We start from the raw sequence: 19,909 nt of genomic DNA, 5'->3' as shown, positions 1-19,909 counted from the left end.
TCTTATTTTTATTAAAAAACGAATCAAATATTAGCCCTTCATCTGAGCCAAAGCATATTCCGCTGCATCAATAGTGCGTTGAATATCTTCTTTAGTGTGAGCAATAGACATAAAGCCTGCTTCAAATGCAGAAGGTGCAAGGTAGACACGTTTTTCTAGCATTAAATGGAAGAATTGTTTAAAGCGTTCAACATCGCAGTTCATCACATCTTGATAGCAAGTGACTTCTTTTGCATCCGTAAAGAACAGACCAAACATCCCGCCAACATGGTTAATAACCATTGGAATACCCGCTTGTTGTGCTTTTTCAAGTAAACCATCAGCCAGCATTGTTGTTAGTTCATTTAATGTTTGATGAACACCGGGTTGTGATACTTCGTGTAAACACGCAAGACCTGCCGCCATTGCAATTGGGTTGCCTGATAAAGTACCAGCTTGATAAACAGGACCAATTGGTGCGAGTTTAGACATTACTTCCATATGTCCACCAAATGCACCTACTGGCATACCGCCACCAATGATTTTACCTAAGCATGTTAAATCAGGATCAACATCGTAATAAGCTTGTGCGCCACCTAATGCCACGCGAAAACCTGTCATAACTTCATCAATAATCAGCAATGCACCAAACTCATCACATAATGCGCGTAAGCCCGGTAAGAAGTCTGCTTTTGGTGGTACGCAGTTCATATTGCCCGCAACAGGCTCAACAATGATACAGGCGACTTCTTCAGGGTAGTTTTCAAATGCTTGGCGTACAGAATTTAAATCGTTGTAAGTACAGGTTAAGGTGTGTTTTACAAAATCAGCGGGTACACCCGGTGAATTTGGTTGTCCCATCGTTAGCGCGCCAGAGCCTGCTTTAACTAATAGGCAATCTGCATGACCGTGGTAGCAACCTTCAAATTTAATGATTTTGTCACGACCCGTGTAACCACGAGCAAGGCGAATAGCGCTCATTGTCGCTTCTGTACCTGAGTTCACCATGCGAACCATGTCCATAGAAGGTACCAGTTCAGTGACTAGGTTTGCCATTTCAACTTCAGCAGCCGTTGGTGCGCCAAAGCTTAGACCTTTTTGTACCGCGTCAGTAACAGCATGACGAATGGAAGGGTGGTTGTGACCTAAAACCATCGGTCCCCATGAGCCGACATAGTCAAGGTAAGCTCGTCCATCAACATCATAAATATACGCACCATTAGCACGTTCAATAAAAAGAGGGGTTCCACCTACACCGTTAAATGCTCTAACAGGTGAGTTGACACCGCCGGGGATCACTTGTTGTGCGAGATTATAAAGCGTTTCAGACTTGCTCATGTCAGACTCCTAATGATGGGTGAGCGTAAGATTAAGGCGTATTCTAAATCACCACGCAGATGAAGCCAAATATACGGCAACAACATTTTGATTTATCACTGTTATTGAGGGTACGTGGTTTATCGTAAAAAGTGATAGGTAGCAAAAAGTGTATTTTGTCCACAACAAACTTGAAGGTTATGAGCAGGTATTAGATAATCATCACATTATATCAGCAAGAAATATAAATTTTTGCTGGCTGTTTTTTTGCTGGAATACCCAGTCTGGAGTGAACAATGAGTGATGATATGGCTCTGCCGTTACAATTTACTGATGCGGCTGCAAATAAAGTAAAAGATTTGATTGCGGATGAAGAAAATCCAAATCTGCGTTTACGTGTTTATATCACGGGCGGCGGTTGTAGCGGATTCCAGTATGGTTTTACCTTTGATGATGCAATGAATGAAGGTGATATGACCATAGAAAAACAAGGCGTTGCCTTAGTGGTTGATCCGATGAGTTTGCAGTATTTAGTGGGTGGCTGTGTGGATTATACTGAGGGATTGGAGGGTTCGCGTTTTATTGTGACGAATCCTAATGCTACAAGTACGTGTGGTTGCGGTTCCTCTTTCAGTATTTGATCCTTCTTTGGCGTCGTGGCTGTGCAGTAGTGCTGTGGTGTTATAGCAATACTCGTAATGCTTTGTGCTGTTCATATTCTTTGGCGTCGTGGCTGTGCAGTAGTGCTGTGGTGTTATAGCAATACTCGTAATGCTTTGTGCTGTTCATATTCTTTGGCGTCGTGGCTGTGCAGTAGTGCTGTGGTGTTATAGCAATACTCGTAATGCTTTGTGCTGTTCATATTCTTTGGCGTCGTGGCTGTGCAGTAGTGCCACGGCGTTAGAGCAGTGCTCGTAATGCTCACATACTAATGTATGCTCCGCTTACTGTGCGCTGTCTGCCTTGTTGCACTGCTTGCTCGCTCACGACTTTTGTCTGTGAAAGTTTATTGGTTACTCTTTTCTTTTTTTCTTCTCTTCTTTTCGTTATTTATTCTTTCTGAGCTTATTTCATAAAATCACTCTGTGAGTGATATTTTTGCCTCTATTTAAATAGATCCTCTGCGATACACTAAATTTTAGGTGCGCATTTTTTGTCCTTTGAGAATAAAAATCGTAGTTTGCTTATTATTTTGAAAATAGAGTTATTTTTTCTTTATAAATCAACGTTGTTACAATTTGAAACAAAATACACATTTTGTTACATATTAAAAATCTATGTACATTAGAACTGACTGGCTTTAGCGGGATTTCGGACATTTACGAAAGAGAATGACATAAGTAAATACACTTATTTTAAGAAACGAAAGCAGTAAATAACGTGTGAACAATTATTTTACGCTAAGTCACTTATCCTACGAGGATACAACGTCCTTCTTTTCCGTCACTCCCTTTACTTCCCCTTAAAATTACTTAAGCTACTCTAATCAAATCGCAGTGCGCACTGGCTGATTTTTTGAAAAGGATATCAACAATAATAGTTTCGTTGAGAAACAATAACTGATAGTTAATTAAGGACTTGCCATGCCAACTCCATGCTATATCTCCATTGAAGGAAAAACCCAAGGCAATATTACTGCGGGTGCATTTACGGCTGAATCAGTAGGAAATATTTATGTTCAAGGCCACGAAGATGAAATGCTGGTGCAAGCATTCTCTCATGTAGTGACTGTGCCCACTGATCCACAATCCGGTCAGCCTTCAGGTCAACGTGCGCATAAACCTTTCCGTTTTACGGTGGCGTTAAACAAAGCAGTTCCTCTGCTGTACAACGCCTTAGCCTCTGGCGAAATGTTGCCAAAAATCACTTTAAAATGGTATCGCACTTCGGTTGAAGGGAAGCAAGAGCATTTCTTCACCACCACATTAACCGATGCCACCATCGTGAATATCGATTGCCAAATGCCACACTGCCAAGATCCGGCTAAGTCTGACTTCACTCAACTGATCGAAGTGTCTCTTTCTTATCGCAAAATTGATTGGGAACACACCGTTGCAGGGACATCAGGCTCTGACGACTGGCGTGCACCACTCGAAGGTTAACCCTTCACACTTTATTTATGGGCTCTGTCATGGGCCCATTGTTCTCTGCATTTTTTGTCTTTTTTATTGCGTGTTTGTCACAGTTAAATGGGAGCTTTTATGTCAACGAATGACGCTAACAATACCCCTAAACCCCGTTTGGTATTAGATGATCCGACATCATCACCCTCTTTCAAAATAGGGATGACATTCTCTGAACAACAAGCCCGCATTAAAAAATACAGCGAATTACTTGAAACCCTAGGAAAGGGGTTACTTCATACGGGGTTAGTGTTTACTTGCCAAATTGGCGATTTACCTGAAAGCACTTTTCAAGTCACACAGTTTGATTTAAATGAAGAGTTATCAGCGCTTTTCACACTTTCGATACAAGCAGTAAGCGAGCAAAGTGATATTGATTTCGCCAATCAATTAGGTGTGGCTTCATCATTAACTGTCCGCCGTGACGGTAAAACAATCCGCACGGTTCAAGGCTTACTGGCGAGTGCTGAACAAGGCAACACGGACGGCGTTAAAACGTGGTATCAATTTGTTATTCGCCCTGAAATGTGGGTGATGACGCTTAATCAAGACAGCCGTATATTCCAACATAAAACGGTGCCTCAAATTCTTCAGCAATTGCTAGATGAAACCCATATCAAATATGACAAACAGCTCTATCAACCCGAACTGCATCAAACTCGTCGCTATATCACGCAAAAGCGTGAATCGGCTTATGCATTTTGGTGTCGTTTAGCGTTTGAGGAAGGGATCAACTTTTGGTTTGAAGAAGGGCCAAAACTGTTTTATAGCGACAATCATTTAGGAATGACCGCGGGGATCACGCTGACGTATAACCCCCAAGCGGAAACGGATATTACGGATACCACCGCTACCACATGGCGCTATACCGAACGTTTATGCAGTGATGTGCGTATTGACAAAGATTATAACCCAATACGACCTTCTTACCCGTTATCGCAAAACACAACGGGTGACGTTCATCAGCAACATCCTGTTTTTGAAAGCTATGGCCGTTTTCAAGAAGAGGCAGAAGCGCAGCCGTTAAATCAATTGCGCTATGAGTAATCTCAAAATCATCGTCAAACAGGCTCAGCAAGCACTAACTGTTTTGCGTTAATGCCGGGCAAAGTGTTTACCTTAACCCATCACCCAAGTGCGCGTATGAATTCACGTTGGCAGGTGATCAGCGTTTCACATCATGGTGTACAGCCCTCTGCAGATAATGGCGGTGGTGAGGGAACTCAACTGTCAAATAATGTCACTTTTATTCCCGGTACGCAGGAATGGCGACCGCCTTTTCATTATAAACCGCTGGCGGATGGTGATGAATTGGCGACAGTCGTTGGTCCTGATGGTGAGGAGATTTACACCAATGAACAAGGCGCAGTAAAAGTTTATTTTCATTGGGATAGACGCGGAAAGCCTGATCATAGTGGTTCGTGTTGGTTGCGAGTGGCACAGGGTTGGAATGGTGATGGTTTCGGATTTATGGCGATCCCTCGCATTGGGCAAGAGGTGATTGTGTCTTATTTAAATGGCGATATTGATAGACCAATTATCACCGGTTGCACCTATAACGGTCGTAATGCTCCCCCACTTGATTTACCCAAAGAACAAACCCGAACCACATTTCGCACCAAGACGCATAAAGGCACAGGGTTTAATGAACTGCGATTTGAGGATGCCGGCGGACGTGAAGAAGTGTATTTACATGCGCAGAGGGATTTAAATATTCATGTGCAACATGATAGTCATTGGCATACACAGCATAATTTCAAGCACCGTATCGATAACCAACGTTTTACTGAAATTGCCGGTGACGATCACCTTATTATGAAAGGAACACAAAAATCCTTAATTGAAGGTGATGTTTCATTACAAATTAAAGGCGCAAAACATAGCAAAATTGATGATGAATTAATTGTCGAAAGTGGTATGGAAACCAGTTTTAAAAGTGGTGGAAAAATTATTCTTGAAGCCGGAACAGAAATTACCCTAAAAGTAGGAAGTAGTTTTATTCGTCTTACACCAAATGCAATTTTTACTTCTGGTAATTTAGATATCGGCTCTAGTGGCCCAGGTACGGGACAATCTCCAATTATTCATCTTCCAGATGGCGTTATACCTTTTGAACAACCCCCTTATGCAATTAAGAAGTATTGTGCTTTAACTGCGAACGAAGCAGGTAGTTTATTCATAAAACCACCAAAGGAAGAAGAATAATGACATCCTTAACATGGACACAGTGGGTGAGTAATATTTCAAAGGGAGATATATATTTCTTTATTAATACATCACCTACATCTGATTCTATTAAACGGTTTTATAGTCATAATTGGGTAGATGAAGCTATTCCTTTATATCGAGGTACTGGACTTGATCATTTAACGGAAATAAGTCCTTGGTTAATTAAAATTAAATCAATATCCCTTTATCATTTAGCAAAAGAGTTAGATGAATGCCCATTAGAAGATAAATACTGGGGATGGGCATATCACAGCCACTTAAACTGGAAAGAACAGATTCACCATTGGCAATTTTATCAAATGGTTACTGTAGATAATGAGTTGGTGCATTTAAGGATCTTTGATCCTCGTATTGCTGAAATATTCTTACCTAACCTAAAAAAAGAAGATTGGCTATCATTAATGTATCCCATTAATGATATCTTTATTCCAGTTAATAAAGAGAGCTTATTTTTTGAATGTCCTAACGATATATTAAAAAGCAAAAAACACGATTTCCCATTAAAATACATACTTCCTTTCTATTTACTAGAGGCTTGGCGTAATTCACTATATGCAACTAATTTAGTTGTTGAGAACCTTATTCTTGATTTTTGGGAGGAAAATGGTGATCTCGCTTATTCACTTTTTTCGAGAGAGAATAATATAAGGGACATTATCTACAAATGGGTTTCTAATGAGAAGTTAAAAAATACAGATATCGCTTATTTGACTGATAAAAATTTATTAAATCATTTATTAAATATAAAATTAATTAACAAGGAAGAACTATAAATGACGGATAAAACGGATTGTATTGCCTGTGGGGAAAAATGGATTGAAATTCATCTTGTGGATGAGCTTAATAACCCCATATTGAATATCGAATATGAATTATATCAGGCTTTTGGTCCGATGAAAAAACCAAGAAAAGGAATAGTAAAAGCGAATGGGATCATTAGGGAAGAGGGATTGGCTGGTTTCCCTATTATCTTAAAGTTAGATACTCAAGCTTTAATAAAGGAAATGAGCACACGAAAATTAAGGCTACTTAGAGGAGAAAATAATTCCATTATTAAAGCGGAAGCAGAGGCAAAAAAATATACTTACCGCTATACAACAATTGGTGCTTTATGCAGAGATCAAATTGATATTGATAATAAAGGGTATCAGGATGAATATCCTTTTTATCATTTTCCTAAAGATGAAGCTTTTCAAGGGATCCCGATTTCTAAGTTTAATACCACAACAGTAATTGAAATTTGCCCATTTAGGGCTTGGTCTTTGATTCTTCATCATACTGAACAATATTCTATGATTAATGCTTATAATTTAGGAATTTTAAGCCAACTTTCCTATAAAGATAATAATATTGGTAATGCTAACTCAATAAGTTGTTTTTTTGAACGACAATGCTTGGATTTAAGTCGTTATCCTGTCGCCAGGGAGAAAGAAATTAATGCTCAATACCCCGCTATTGTTATCGATGTGCCTTTTGAAGAACGTTATGACAAAGTGGTTTTTTTAGATACTGAAGATAAAATAAAGCATGGTTCTAAAGCCGAAGGAAGTACCCAACTGTTTTATGTTCAAAATAAAGATCAATTTATTGTTTCGTGGAGGGGATCTCAGGAGGGAACTGATTGGGTTGATGATTTTTCCTATCGAGCGAAAGATATTAAAACCCATGCCCCAGAGTTTAATCTAAATGGCAAAATGCATAAAGGTTTTTTAGGTGCTTATCAATTAGGAAAAAATTTCTTTCCTCGAGAATTTGGAGAGATCAATAAGTTATCAGCAGATATTAATAAAAAGCTATTTATATGTGGGCATAGTTTGGGGGGAGCCTTAGCTTTAGCGCATGCCACTGAATTACATAAAAATATACCATTACTTTATACTTATGGCGCTCCTAGATTATTTACGATTTCTGCGCTTGAGCAGTTACCTAAGTTTACCCATTATCGCCATATAAATAATAACGATATTGTGCCTAGGGTACCACCAGAGGCAAGTCTAGATAATTGGTTATTTAATATCTATGGATATTTGGGCAATATCATAGGTGGTATTACATCAATTATTGATTTATTGGGACAGAAAGCTATCACTCAATATGGAGAATATTATTTACATCATGGTAATCCTATTCTTTTTTATGAAGCATATAACTTAATTGAAAATTATGAAGAAAAGGTACCTACTGCTACAAATACATGGCGATTCAGTTATTCTAAAAATAATAGTACCAAGCTTTATATTGTTCCTGAGATAGATAAATTGGCACTGAATGACTCAATGAATCTACAACAAGAATTTATGAGTAACTTAAATGAAAATGATAAAAATAATCTTTTCCCTGAACAAAAAAATCCAGAAAGTAATGGTGGAACCAGTGTAACAGATCATTATATGGGAAGAGGTTATTTACCTTTCTTGCATGATCAACTTTTAGAATTAGTAGATAGTGCTAAAACACCACAACGTTTACAATCACGAGAATTATTTAAAATTGCTTTAGATAAAAAGGTTGATATTATCAATCCTAATTCTTATAAAAAGCGAGCTTTAGAAATAGATAGGCAGCGTAATTTATATTTTTTAGATTTACAACAAAGTATGAATAATTCTCTTATTCCAATGCAATCAAATCCTAAAGAAATGGATATGCTAATGCAGTTTAAGGAACAAACACATGAAATATTTAATCAATAAATATCCTATTTTTATCTTTGGCGTTGCAGTACTATTTTTAACTAGCTGTAATATATTAACGCCCCAAATAGACAGGACATTCTCCCCTCCTGAAAATGGTAGAACAGTAAAAATTACCGTCGATGTACCCGATGTCGCTGAGCTTTCACCAATTGAAATTATGTATCGTTCAAATCTTTGTTTGTCAACTAAGATAAATGGTAGTAGAGAAAAATACCCTACTTTAGGAGCTAATTATTATACAGATACTTTAAAAAAAGAAAATGTGGATTCTCTTTATAGTATTGAATTACCTATTAATGGTGGCGGAAAATGTGATTGGAAATTAAGTAATGTCACACTAGGTTTAGATTTAAAAATCAATAACCACTTTGATGAAAATATATCTGAGAGTATAGGCTCTGGAATAATTATTATTTTTGATAATAATAAAGCACAAAGAACAATTGGAAGTGTTATTAGTAAGAATGGTGATTTTAATATATCTGAACATTATTTTCCTTGGGTTAATCATTTATATAAAGATAATAAAGGGAAAACTTTATGGTTATATGGGAAGGAACTCTATCTTTTCTATAAATCACGTGATGCTAAAGAGATTACTTGGAATCCAATTATACATACCGATGCGGTCGTTTACTCGGAATATCCTGCAGAACGTAAAACAAAAGGTATCCAACGAACATTTTACTACTCTGATGGTACACAAGAAATAACTAATGAATCTAATCCTAATTACCAAAAATTACTCTCATTAATTAAGTAATTATTTCTATTTTAAAATATAGGTTAAAATGCGTAGCACAATCCAAGGACGAAAAATCATTTTAAAAAATGATACCACCAATACTAAAGGAACCGTATTAAGCGGTTCTTTATTAGCAAAGCAAATACATGAAATTGCCTGTTTAGGTGATGAAGTCTATTGCCCTGCTTGTCAGCAAAAAGGCAAAATAATAGAAGGGGATACTATGATGAAAATAAACAATATCCCTGTCGCGTTAGAAGGACATAAAGTGCAATGCGGTTGTTTAAAGGGTTGTGTATTAGTAGCTATTGAGTAATTAATCATTTTTATGGAAAGATAATGGCAAGTTTATTTAGTGGTACAAATCATCCTCATAAAATAGAAATGAATTTTTTTAAGGCAGATAATGATAATTATAATTCAAATGTTAAGTTAAAAGACTTTGAATTTCTAAATAAATTAACAGAAGATAAATGTGAAATTGATTCACCTAATAGAAATCTTATCAAGAATATAGCTATTCCTATTTTTATTGTGCTTTTTTTTAGTTTTTTTTATCTGATATATAATAAAATTGAAAGTATTTACTATGGAAGAGAAGATTTTCAACAAACAGTTGCTATTTTTGAAAAGAATTACAACAAAGAATATTTAAATCTCAGTGAAAAACGGAAAAAAGTTTATGATAAATATTATCCTTATTTTAATCGAGAGGTTGCTTATTGGGATTACCTAAAAGCATATTATTCTGGTGATTTTTATCAAGGAACAAAAAATGCTATTTATCAAGAGATTGCGTTATTTTCTATGCCATTAATTGGAATGATATTAATGGGGCTAATTATTTTTTATATGCCTTGGGTGGTATTAAAAGTAGATAGAAAACGGCAAATTCTTTATGTCTGGAATTCCAGACAGTTATTAGTGACACGTTATTGTGATGCTGAATTTGGTTATGCAGGTACATTAATGTTCTTAAAACTTTATTGTCTTGATAAAAAAACAGGAAAATTAATAGAAGGTTATTTTAAACCCAATATTTCATACTCAACCGGTCTTTTAGTGAGTAGAACGGCTGAAAATAAGCATTTTGTGACTTTTATTAATACGTTCATGAAAGAAGGTCGAGATGCAATTAGCCAGACTAATTATAGTCGAAGAAAACCGCTTGTTTGGTTTAATAAAAACCCACTCCCAGCTGATTTTGAGCAACAAATAAGTCGTATTTTAGCCGAGATCGATAAAAAAGTAAAAAATGCATAGCACAATTGACTAAAGAAAAATGATAAATATATAGAAGGATTTAAAATGAATAGAGCTATAAAATATGTTGAAAAAATAGTCAATAGAACTATTCGTGATGTGATTGATATTAACAACCTTATTAATGAAGACTTTTATGAAATTATTAGTGAATTAGATTCAAATAATAAAGATAGGTATATTGATTATATATCTATTATTAACTTTAATTTATCGGGTATTGCCCTTATTTACATCATTCAAACTTATAGAAGGAAAAATGAGATTTCTTATTCTCTAGAACGTTTTCTATATCATAAAAATCTATGCTTTGTATCAGATTATTTTGATCAATTTGAAAGAGATAAGAATTTTTTTGATCTTGCAGAACAAGGTGAAATCTTATTAATGAATTTTGCTTGTAATTATTTTAAGTCCAGCCAACTTTGTTACGATAAAATAATAGAAAATATTCAATCAGGTAAAATGGCAAACTCGCTCCCCATGTATACGCGCCCTCAAAAATTAGGCGTATTAGCGATTGAAATGTTAGCCAGTGAAAAAAAGGAAACTATTGATTGGGAAAGTGCGGGTATTCCGATTGATCCTTTTTATCAACGCTTTTGCCAAGAGGCGCTCTATTGTGAAAATGATGAAATTCTAATCCCATGGCTGATGGAATTATGCGATAAGCATATTCAGTGGTCAGCATTATTTCGAAATAATGAAAATGAACAAAGTGCAACAGGTTATGAAATTGATATGGAAATACTCATTGCTTGGCCTTTTGAATATCAAGCCGTGAAAAATTTTCGTGCTCGTCATGGCTTAAGTACCCCCATAATCGAACATCCATTATTAAAAACACCCATGGCTATCGATCATCGGCCTGATATGGTGGGTTGGTTAGAGACTATGCCGGAAATTTATCATCACATTACAGATGATTTAATTAAAATAAACCCAGAGCTAAAAGTCATTCATACATTATTTTAATCTTGATTAAAATTAAACTAAGGATTTTGTTATAAAATGATACTGACAGCAAAAAGCAAACAGGTGATTAAAGATAATATTATTTAGGAATTTTATATGGGAGTTATATGATTCTGAAATAAAAAAACGGTAAGTTTGATTTTAATATGGGGAGAGTAGTCGCGGATGGGTATAATAAAGATGGTGAATATTTTTAGACTTCTGTAGTTAGAGCCGCTTTTGATAAACGAACTGGAGAATTATATAGTATTTTTGGAGTGGAAAAAGAATGAAAAAAATAAAAATAGGTTATTATTATATTCGTGTTTTTTGGTCTCCGTTAGGAGATGATTGTAATACTGATAAATATTATTTAAATTTAAATTTAAATTTAAATAATAAAGAAAGTATTTATTCTATTGTTGAAAATGTACTTATTCCTGATCTTAATTTATTTTCATATAAAGTAAAATTAAGAATAAAGGAAAGTTTGAAATATGCTATTACTTACTATTCAGATGAAAAACTAGCAGGTGCCTATGATAAGTCGCCAACGTTTGTTAAATTACCAGATAATATAAATGTACGTGATTTTTATATTTTTGTGTGGAAGTCTATGTATGGAGAAGAAAGTTATCAAGCATTAGAAAAAGATTTTTATATAGAAATTCCTCTTGAAGATATTTATGTTTAACTTTGTTAAAATGCTATATTAGCATCTGATTTTTTTGTATTAATGATTTTTTTTATTAGTGAAATCTAATCATAATGTTTTTCTTGATAATTTAGATAGTAGATTTGAAAGTTTTTATGAAAACAACAAATGAATATGATGGAAAACTAAACTATAAAAATTACTTTCCTTAATTAAAGAATAATTTTTAAAATTAAAAATAGAAAAAATATGTAGCTCAATTCAAGGACGAAAAATCATTTTAAAAAATGATACTACCAATACTAAAGGAACCGTATTAAGCGGTTCTTTATTAGCAAAACAAACACATGAAATTGCCTGTTTAGGCGATGAAGTTTATTGCCCTGCTTGTCAGCAAAAAGGCAAAATTATTGAGGGAGATACCATGATGAAAATAAGCAATATTCCCGTCGCATTAGAAGGGCATAAAGTGCAATGCGGCTGTTTAACGGGTTGTATATTAGTGGCTATTGAGTAATTAATTATTTTGCTAATGGTTCGTTGCTATTGCCTCACAAACTTGCTGTGCTGCATTAATAATACGTGGTGCAGGTCGACTAAAACTGTCTTCATCAATAGCAATAACGGGTACTGTGAGCTGAGGTTGCCAAAATGCTTGTACTGTAGGTATTTGATCTGCTTTACCACTGAATATAATTAAATCAGGTTGCTTTGTAAGTACTTGCTCACGACTTACTTGAGGCCATGCCACAGGGCTATTTGCAAAGATATTTTCACCGCCACAAAGCTCAGTGATATGGCTTTGTAATGAGCTATTTGATGTAGTAAATAACGGTTGCATCCCAAATTGAATAAACACTTTTTTGTTGGGTTGATTCGATATAGTTGATGTATATTGTTGCTGTAACGCTTGATATTGTTGGCGTAATTGTTGGGCACTTTTTATCGCAATATCAGGATGATGGCTATAGCTGGAAAGCGTAACAAGATCGTCTGCGATTTCCTCAATACTTTGTGGATCAGAATAAATGATAGGAATACCCAAAGCTTTTAACTGATCTAATAGGCGTTGTGGATTACCGCCTTGCCATGCGATCACTAGATCAGGTTTTAATAATAGAATGCGTTCGATATTAATACCCTGCCAATTGGCAACTTGTTCAATACTTTTGGCATCCTCTGGATAATCGGAGTAAGCACTAACTCCGACAAGATTATCCCCCATCCCTGCGGCGTAAGCCATTTCAGTAGCTGATGGTGATAGCGTAATAACACGATCAGCAGGCGTGATAGCAATGGCAAAGTTTAGCCAGAATAATGCACAGAGTAATAACCCAAGATTGATAAATAAACGCATTACTTTTCCAATAATAAAAAATACCCACCTATTTTTTATCTTAGAATAAGCAAAAAATAAAGGTGGGGTATTGATAAAACGATATTAGGATTATCTCGACTTAATTAGTCTTTTAATTTATCCAACATCGCGGTCACCATTAAACTTGATTGTTCTGCGGCAACAGATAAAAACTCATCAAAGCTTAAATGCGATTCTTTATCAGCCACATCAGAAATAGCGCGAACCACAACGAATGGTGTATTGAATTGATGGCAAACATGACCAATCGCGGTGGATTCCATTTCTACGGCAGCAACATCTGGGAATGTACGACGAATACGCGCTAAAGTCTCTGCACCATTAATAAAGGCATCACCACTACAAATTAAACCACGAACAGCATTTAATTTTAGCGATTCAATACACTCTTCTGCGATGCTAACAAGTTTAGGATCTGCAATAAAAGCAGGTGGGCATTGCGCCATTTGACCAGGTTCATAACCAAACGCAGTCACATCTGCATCGTGATAGCGAACTTCTGTTGAAACAACGATATCACCGACATTTAATCTCGAATCTAAACCACCCGCTGAGCCAGTATTGATGACGACATCAGGGCGAAAATGCTCAAGCAATAAGGTTGTACCAATCGCTGCTGCAACTTTACCAATACCTGATTTTAATAATGCAACATCAACACCGTTGATTGTACCTGTATAGATTTCACAACCGCCACGAGATAAGATTTGGCAATCTTCAATTTTCTCACGCAGAAGTGTGACTTCTTGCTCCATTGCACCTATTACGCCAACTCTCATTGTGTCATACTCACTTGTAGGTTAATAATAAATAGAAATTTAAATAGAGTTTAACATCTATCGGAAAAACACGATATAACACAAAGAATAGAGAATTCGTTTCATCGAAACCAGAAAGAGGACAGAAATGATCGATTTTAAGCTGAAGTTAAATTATCAACGCAAATATAACAGCAGTGATATCGATATTAACGATGAAATACAGGTTTCTCGTCAATTTGAAAGTGATCGTGGACGTATTATTAACTCAGCCGCTATTCGGCGTTTACAACAGAAAACACAAGTCTTTCCTTTAGAGCAAAATTCCGCAGTACGTAGCCGTCTTACTCATTCTCTTGAAGTTCAGCAAATTGGTCGTTATATCGCTAAACAAATTATCGGCGAATTAAAGAAACAAAATAAGCTTGAAGTGTATGGCTTAATTGATCGCATCGATAGCCTTGAAAGTTTAATTGAGATGGCGTGCTTAATGCACGATATTGGTAATCCACCTTTTGGTCATTTTGGTGAGGCCGCGATTAAGCATTGGTTTCAAAAAGTATTATCACCAGAGGCGACAGCTGAATTCGATAGTTGTCCATTTATCCCTATGCAGTATTCAGCTAAAGTGCAATTAAATGAATTGCGACAAACTTTACGCCAAGATTTATGTCAATTTGAAGGTAATGCTCAAGCTATTCGAATGGCGCATCATCTTCTTAAATTGAATTTAACCTATGCTCAAATTGGCTGTGTATTAAAATATACCCGTCCTGCTTATTGGCAAGGTGAAGTCCCCAAAGAATATAGCTATTTAATGAAGAAACCGGGATATTACTGGTCTGAATTAGCATTCGTAAAAGAAGTACAAGAAAAATTAGACATGGGGGAATTTTGTCGCTTTCCTCTCACATATATTATGGAAGCTGCCGACGATATCTCGTATTGCATTGCGGATTTAGATGATGCGGTAGAAAAGGGGATTTTTGATATCAACCGTCTTGTTCAGCTTTTACGAGATGCATGGCGTGAAAATGGTGATGTGACTGAAGGTGATCTATTCGATATTACTGTGAATCGCGCTTATAAAAAAGTCGATCAAAATGAAGCCAAGCGTAGTATGCAAGATCAGTTTTTTATGTATTTACGAGTTTATATTACAGGAAAATTAGTCCCTTATACGGCACATCGCTTTATAAAAAATCTCCCCCAAGTTTATGATGGGCGTTTTAACCATGCATTATTGGAAGGGAATAGTGCTGAGCATCGTTTATTAACAACCTTAAAAAGTGTCGCTAAAAAATGGGTGTTTAGCCATCCTGAAGTTGAAGAGCTTGAAATGAAAGGATATCGCGTGATCAGTGGATTACTCGATATCTATAAGCCCTTGCTTTTATTATCAACTGAAGATTTTTTAAGATTGCATAAATATAACGAACATCCTAAATATGTCATTGAGACGCGTTTATATCATAAGCTTTCTGTTAAACATAAACTGGCTTATAACGAAATGTTAGAAAAGCTAAATGATATAAATACTGAAAGAGGAAAAATTTTAGAGTTTTATTATCGTACCAGATTAATTCAAGATTATATCAGTGGAATGACTGATCATTATGCTTATGAAGAATATAGAAAATTAATGGTTTGTGATTAATTTGTAATCATTAAGAAAAATGCTATCTAATTGATTGGTGATAATTTTTAGACTTTTCTTAGAGATAATAAAGATTTATTAAAATAACAGAAAATAGATGTTATTAATTGTAAATATATTCAATATAAAAGTTATATATAATATTTGTTAGTTATAGAACAATATAAAATCCATAAAACGAGTGTCTTAGGTTGTTATCATTAAAAGTTTTCTCAATTTAACAAAAATATTGCTTATATCAGTTAAGTAAATAACTTGTTCGATGTTATACTCTCCCCATGTTTTCTTCTGAAATGCATAGTCATTCATGTAACGCTGAAAAACATACAGCGTATTCTAAAACGATGTCATTTCACTGTTAATCCGTCATTGATACTTAATTTAATACTATGGTGCAGTTTTATTCCCCTAAAAAACGCTCTGTGAAAAAACAGGCGACAACTCTGGAAGTGACCGCCAGTGCATTGGATGCAAATGGTCAAGGTATTGCTCATGCTGAGGGCAAAACGATTTTTGTAAAAGGATTACTCCCACAAGAAACTGCTCGTATTCGTTTAACAGAAGAAAAGCGCCAGTTTGCTAAAGGCGAGGTTATTAAGCGTTTAACTACCAGTGAACAGCGTATAACGCCTCATTGTGAATATTATGAGCGTTGTGGTGGTTGTCAGCAGCAACATGTGCCTATTGCGTTACAACGTACAACAAAAGCGGGTGTGTTATCACATCTTATTAAACGTGAAACGGGTGTAGTGATTTCAGCAGAGCCTGTTATTGCTGGCGCTGAATATGGTTATCGTCGTAGAGCAAGATTGGGATTGCGTTATCAACCTGAGAAAGGGTTGGTGATGGGCTTTCGCCAAGAGCGTTCTAATGATTTGGTTATGATAAAAAAATGCCCAGTATTAAAACCTCAGTTAAATGATTTATTGTCTCCTCTTTGGGAGTGCCTTAAACAATTAGCATCGGTACGTGATTTAGGGCATGTTGAAATGGTGCTCGCTGATAATGGACCATTGGTTATTTTACGTCATTTATCACCATTGCCAGAGAGTGATAAACAGAGTTTGCGTGATTTCTCTCAAACTCATCAAGTTACGATGTATCTTGCAGGCGATAATAGCGAGATAGCACGATTAACTTCAATTGAGAAGGAACCCTTCTATCAAATAGAAGGTCTAAATTTACGTTTTGCACCTACTGATTTTATTCAAGTAAACGATGAAATAAATCCTAATATGGTTGCTCAAGCTATTGAATGGCTTGATTTATCGCCAGAAGATCGCGTGTTAGATCTGTTTTGTGGTATGGGAAACTTCACTTTACCTATCGCAAAACGTGTTAGTGAAGTGGTGGGTATCGAAGGTGTACCTGCACTGGTTGAAATGGCGAAAAAGAATGCAGAACTAAACCAACTAGGTAATGCGCACTTTTGGCATGCAGATTTATCGGCTGATTTTTCTGCGATGTCATGGTCGAAAGAAGGGTTTAACAAAGTGTTGTTAGATCCAGCAAGAGCAGGCGCTTTGGAGGTAATGTCACATATTGTGAAGTTATCCGCAGAAAAAATCGTGTATGTCTCCTGTAATCCGACCACGTTAGCTAGAGATAGTAAGATATTATTAGATTCTGGATATCAGCTAACCAGTTTAAAAATGTTGGATATGTTTCCACAAACGGGTCATCTGGAATCAATGGCACTGTTTAGTCGAAAGTAAATTTATTTGAAAATAAACAGTTAGCCAGTAAATAAGTCGCAAATAAGATTTATACCGTGTAGGGAGAGAATATGGTTGCAGTAAGAAGTGCTCACTTAACACCTGCAGGAGAGTTTGCTGTTGATAAATGGGTCAATAGCTTGAACTTAACCCATGTCAATGCGGGTAGTGAAATCATGCAAACCTGGGAATACTGCCATCGTACTGTTCAAGGGCGTGAAGATGCCGAACTGTTATTGTGGCGTGGTGTTGAAATGGTTGAGCTTCTTTCGACACTAAGCATGGATAAAGACAGCATGAGGGCAGCGCTTCTTTTCCCACTTGCTGAAGAAAATCTTATTGATCAGGAAATTATTACTGAACACTTTGGTGATGCTATTTGGAGCTTAGTGCGTGGTGTTATGGAGATGGATGCCATACGCCAATTAAAAGCGACACACACTAATGAAACAAGTTCGGTTCAGGTAGATAACGTGCGCCGTATGCTGTTATCTATGGTGGAAGATTTCCGTTGTGTGGTCATTAAACTTTCAGAACGTATTGCCCATTTACGTGAAGTGAAAGATGCCACAGAAGATGAGCGCGTACTGGCTGCTAAAGAGTGTTTTAATATTTATGCACCATTAGCCAACCGATTGGGTATTGGTCAATTAAAATGGGAATTAGAAGATTTTTGTTTCCGCTATCTTCATCCTGATGAATACAAAAAAATAGCAAGTTTGCTTCATGAGCGCCGTATTGATCGCGAACAGTATATTGATAATTTTGTCAGTACAGTACGTGGTTATATGAAAGAAGAGAATGTCGATGTAGATATCTATGGACGTCCCAAACACATCTATAGTATTTGGCGCAAAATGAAGAAAAAGAATCTCGCATTTGATGAGTTATTTGATGTGAGAGCGGTACGTATCGTCGTTGAACGGCTTCAAGACTGCTATGCGGCATTAGGGATTGTGCATACTCATTTCCGTCATCTACCTGATGAATTCGATGATTATGTCGCAAATCCAAAACCTAATGGCTATCAATCTATTCATACTGTTGTGTTAGGGCCTGAAGGTAAAACGGTTGAGATCCAAATTCGTACTCGCCAAATGCATGAAGATGCAGAATTGGGTGTGGCTGCGCACTGGAAATATAAAGAAGGTGCAACGGGCGCTGCGACTAAAGGCGGTACAGGCAGTTATGAAAACCGTATTGCATGGTTACGTAAACTGATTGCATGGCAAGAGGAGATGGCAGATTCTGGCGAAATGCTGGATGAAGTCCGTAGTCAAGTCTTTGATGATAGGGTTTACGTTTTTACACCAAAAGGTGATGTAGTTGATTTACCAGCAGGCTCAACACCGCTTGATTTTGCTTATCATATTCATAGTGACGTGGGGCACCGCTGTATTGGGGCGAAAATTGGCGGGCGCATTGTGCCGTTTAGCTATCAATTACAGATGGGTGATCAAATTGAAGTTATCACGCAAAAACACCCTAATCCAAGTCGTGATTGGTTAAATCCTAACTTAGGCTATGTCACTACAAGTCGTGGGCGTGCGAAAATTCATAACTGGTTCCGTAAGCAAGATCGCGATAAAAATATTCTTGCTGGACGTCAGATTTTAGATAACGAATTGGCGCATATGGATATCAACATGAAAGAAGCAGAAAAACTGCTGATTGCACGTTATAACGTGCATAGTGTTGATGAAGTATTAGCAGGTATTGGTGTTGGTGATATTCGAATCAACCAGTTGGTGAATTTTATTCAAAGTAGATTGAATAAAGCCACTGCGGAAGATGAAGATAAAGAAGCTCTGCGGACACTCGAAAACAAAACGCCAGCACCAAGGGCCACAGGATCAGGTGGAAGCATTGTTGTCGAAGGCGTGGGTAACTTAATGCACCATATTGCACGTTGTTGCCAGCCTATTCCGGGTGACAATATTGTTGGTTTTATTACTAAAGGCCGAGGTATTTCGATTCATCGCGCTGATTGTGAACAGCTTGCGGAGTTACTCTCTCACGCACCAGAACGTATCGTTGATGCAGTATGGGGAGAGAATTACTCTAGTGGTTATTCATTAGTCGTTCGCGTTGTTGCCAATGATCGTAGTGGATTATTACGTGATATCACCACTATTTTAGCGAATGAAAAAGTGAATGTACTAGGCGTCAGTAGCCGTAGTGATGTGAAGCAACAAATTGCGACAATCGACATGAATATTGAGATTTATAATCTCCAAGTATTAGGTCGTATTTTGGCAAAACTTAATCAGTTGCCTGATGTGATAGAGGCGAAACGCTTTTCTCACTAAAACATTAAAATGATAAGATGCCGAGACAACTGTTCTCGGCATTTTTTTATCTAAAAATCAGAAAAACTGTATATTTAGTTAGTAATTAAATTGTTATGGTTTATTTAAAATAAATATGGTTTTAAATAAAA

16 protein-coding genes and 1 pseudogene are annotated in these 19,909 nt (G+C 36.4%); 14 read left to right on the top strand and 3 right to left on the bottom strand.

All coding sequences use genetic code 11. The features are described from left to right. Nucleotides 1-30: 30 nt before the first annotated feature. On the bottom strand, nt 31-1,317 hold the full coding sequence (hemL, locus tag GTK47_RS17630) for a glutamate-1-semialdehyde 2,1-aminomutase (protein WP_165125649.1): 1,287 nt from the start codon (nt 1,315-1,317) through the stop codon (nt 31-33). A gap of 275 nt (nt 1,318-1,592) precedes the next feature. Here hemL and erpA point away from each other — a divergent pair, with 275 nt between their 5' ends. From erpA to GTK47_RS17575, 11 genes and pseudogenes are all read left to right on the top strand, one after another. Continuing rightward, nucleotides 1,593-1,937 carry an iron-sulfur cluster insertion protein ErpA gene (gene erpA, locus GTK47_RS17625; RefSeq protein WP_088493601.1) on the top strand — a complete coding sequence of 115 codons (345 nt, stop codon included), beginning with the start codon at nt 1,593-1,595 and terminating at the stop codon, nt 1,935-1,937. Nucleotides 1,938-2,879: 942 nt separating this feature from the next. Continuing rightward, nucleotides 2,880-3,398 carry an Hcp family type VI secretion system effector gene (locus GTK47_RS17620; RefSeq protein WP_023583738.1) on the top strand — a complete coding sequence of 173 codons (519 nt, stop codon included), beginning with the start codon at nt 2,880-2,882 and terminating at the stop codon, nt 3,396-3,398. 183 nt (nt 3,399-3,581) lie between these two features. Next, a pseudogene (tssI, locus tag GTK47_RS17615) lies at nt 3,582-5,624 on the top strand (type VI secretion system tip protein TssI/VgrG). After that, nucleotides 5,624-6,421 (top strand): DUF4123 domain-containing protein, encoded by a 798-nt coding sequence (locus GTK47_RS17610; protein ID WP_165125646.1) that lies wholly within the window; start codon nt 5,624-5,626, stop codon nt 6,419-6,421. The pseudogene tssI and the gene GTK47_RS17610 overlap by 1 nt, the downstream one beginning before the upstream one ends. After that, nucleotides 6,422-8,341: a lipase family protein gene (locus GTK47_RS17605; RefSeq protein WP_165125643.1), complete on the top strand. Its 1,920-nt coding sequence runs from the start codon at nt 6,422-6,424 to the stop codon at nt 8,339-8,341. After that, nucleotides 8,322-9,107: a hypothetical protein gene (locus tag GTK47_RS17600; protein WP_165125640.1), complete on the top strand. Its 786-nt coding sequence runs from the start codon at nt 8,322-8,324 to the stop codon at nt 9,105-9,107. The genes GTK47_RS17605 and GTK47_RS17600 overlap by 20 nt, the downstream gene beginning before the upstream one ends. 28 nt (nt 9,108-9,135) lie before the next feature. Further along, a complete protein-coding gene (locus GTK47_RS17595; RefSeq protein ID WP_165125637.1) occupies nt 9,136-9,405 on the top strand; it encodes a PAAR domain-containing protein in 270 nt (89 codons plus the stop codon). A gap of 23 nt (nt 9,406-9,428) precedes the next feature. Next, nucleotides 9,429-10,352: a hypothetical protein gene (locus GTK47_RS17590; protein ID WP_165125634.1), complete on the top strand. Its 924-nt coding sequence runs from the start codon at nt 9,429-9,431 to the stop codon at nt 10,350-10,352. A 45-nt stretch (nt 10,353-10,397) separates the two neighbouring features. Continuing rightward, on the top strand, nt 10,398-11,327 hold the full coding sequence (locus GTK47_RS17585; RefSeq protein WP_165125631.1) for a hypothetical protein: 930 nt from the start codon (nt 10,398-10,400) through the stop codon (nt 11,325-11,327). 268 nt (nt 11,328-11,595) lie between these two features. Further along, a complete protein-coding gene (locus GTK47_RS17580; protein ID WP_165125628.1) occupies nt 11,596-12,000 on the top strand; it encodes a hypothetical protein in 405 nt (134 codons plus the stop codon). A gap of 208 nt (nt 12,001-12,208) precedes the next feature. After that, nucleotides 12,209-12,478 (top strand): PAAR domain-containing protein, encoded by a 270-nt coding sequence (locus GTK47_RS17575; protein WP_165126737.1) that lies wholly within the window; start codon nt 12,209-12,211, stop codon nt 12,476-12,478. A gap of 12 nt (nt 12,479-12,490) precedes the next feature. On the opposite strand, the gene btuF is transcribed toward GTK47_RS17575, so the two are convergent. Further along, a complete protein-coding gene (btuF, locus tag GTK47_RS17570) occupies nt 12,491-13,318 on the bottom strand; it encodes a vitamin B12 ABC transporter substrate-binding protein BtuF (protein WP_165125625.1) in 828 nt (275 codons plus the stop codon). A 104-nt stretch (nt 13,319-13,422) separates the two neighbouring features. Then, nucleotides 13,423-14,118: a 5'-methylthioadenosine/S-adenosylhomocysteine nucleosidase gene (gene mtnN, locus GTK47_RS17565; RefSeq protein ID WP_165125622.1), complete on the bottom strand. Its 696-nt coding sequence runs from the start codon at nt 14,116-14,118 to the stop codon at nt 13,423-13,425. Between the two features lie 127 nt (nt 14,119-14,245). Here mtnN and dgt point away from each other — a divergent pair, with 127 nt between their 5' ends. The 3 genes from dgt (at nt 14,246) to relA (ending at nt 19,778) form a co-directional block, all read left to right on the top strand. Next, nucleotides 14,246-15,754 carry a dGTPase gene (gene dgt, locus GTK47_RS17560; RefSeq protein WP_165125619.1) on the top strand — a complete coding sequence of 503 codons (1,509 nt, stop codon included), beginning with the start codon at nt 14,246-14,248 and terminating at the stop codon, nt 15,752-15,754. A 389-nt stretch (nt 15,755-16,143) separates the two neighbouring features. After that, nucleotides 16,144-17,469, top strand: a complete 1,326-nt coding sequence (gene rlmD, locus GTK47_RS17555) for a 23S rRNA (uracil(1939)-C(5))-methyltransferase RlmD (RefSeq protein WP_165125615.1) — start codon at nt 16,144-16,146, stop codon at nt 17,467-17,469. Nucleotides 17,470-17,540: 71 nt separating this feature from the next. Beyond that, on the top strand, nt 17,541-19,778 hold the full coding sequence (gene relA / locus GTK47_RS17550; RefSeq protein ID WP_165125612.1) for a GTP diphosphokinase: 2,238 nt from the start codon (nt 17,541-17,543) through the stop codon (nt 19,776-19,778). Nucleotides 19,779-19,909 lie beyond the last annotated feature (131 nt).

Source organism: Proteus sp. ZN5 (assembly GCF_011046025.1).
In the GTDB taxonomy this organism is placed as follows: domain Bacteria; phylum Pseudomonadota; class Gammaproteobacteria; order Enterobacterales; family Enterobacteriaceae; genus Proteus.
The sequence above is the reverse complement of the archived record's forward strand: the minus strand, read 5'-3'. Positions and strand labels throughout refer to the sequence as shown.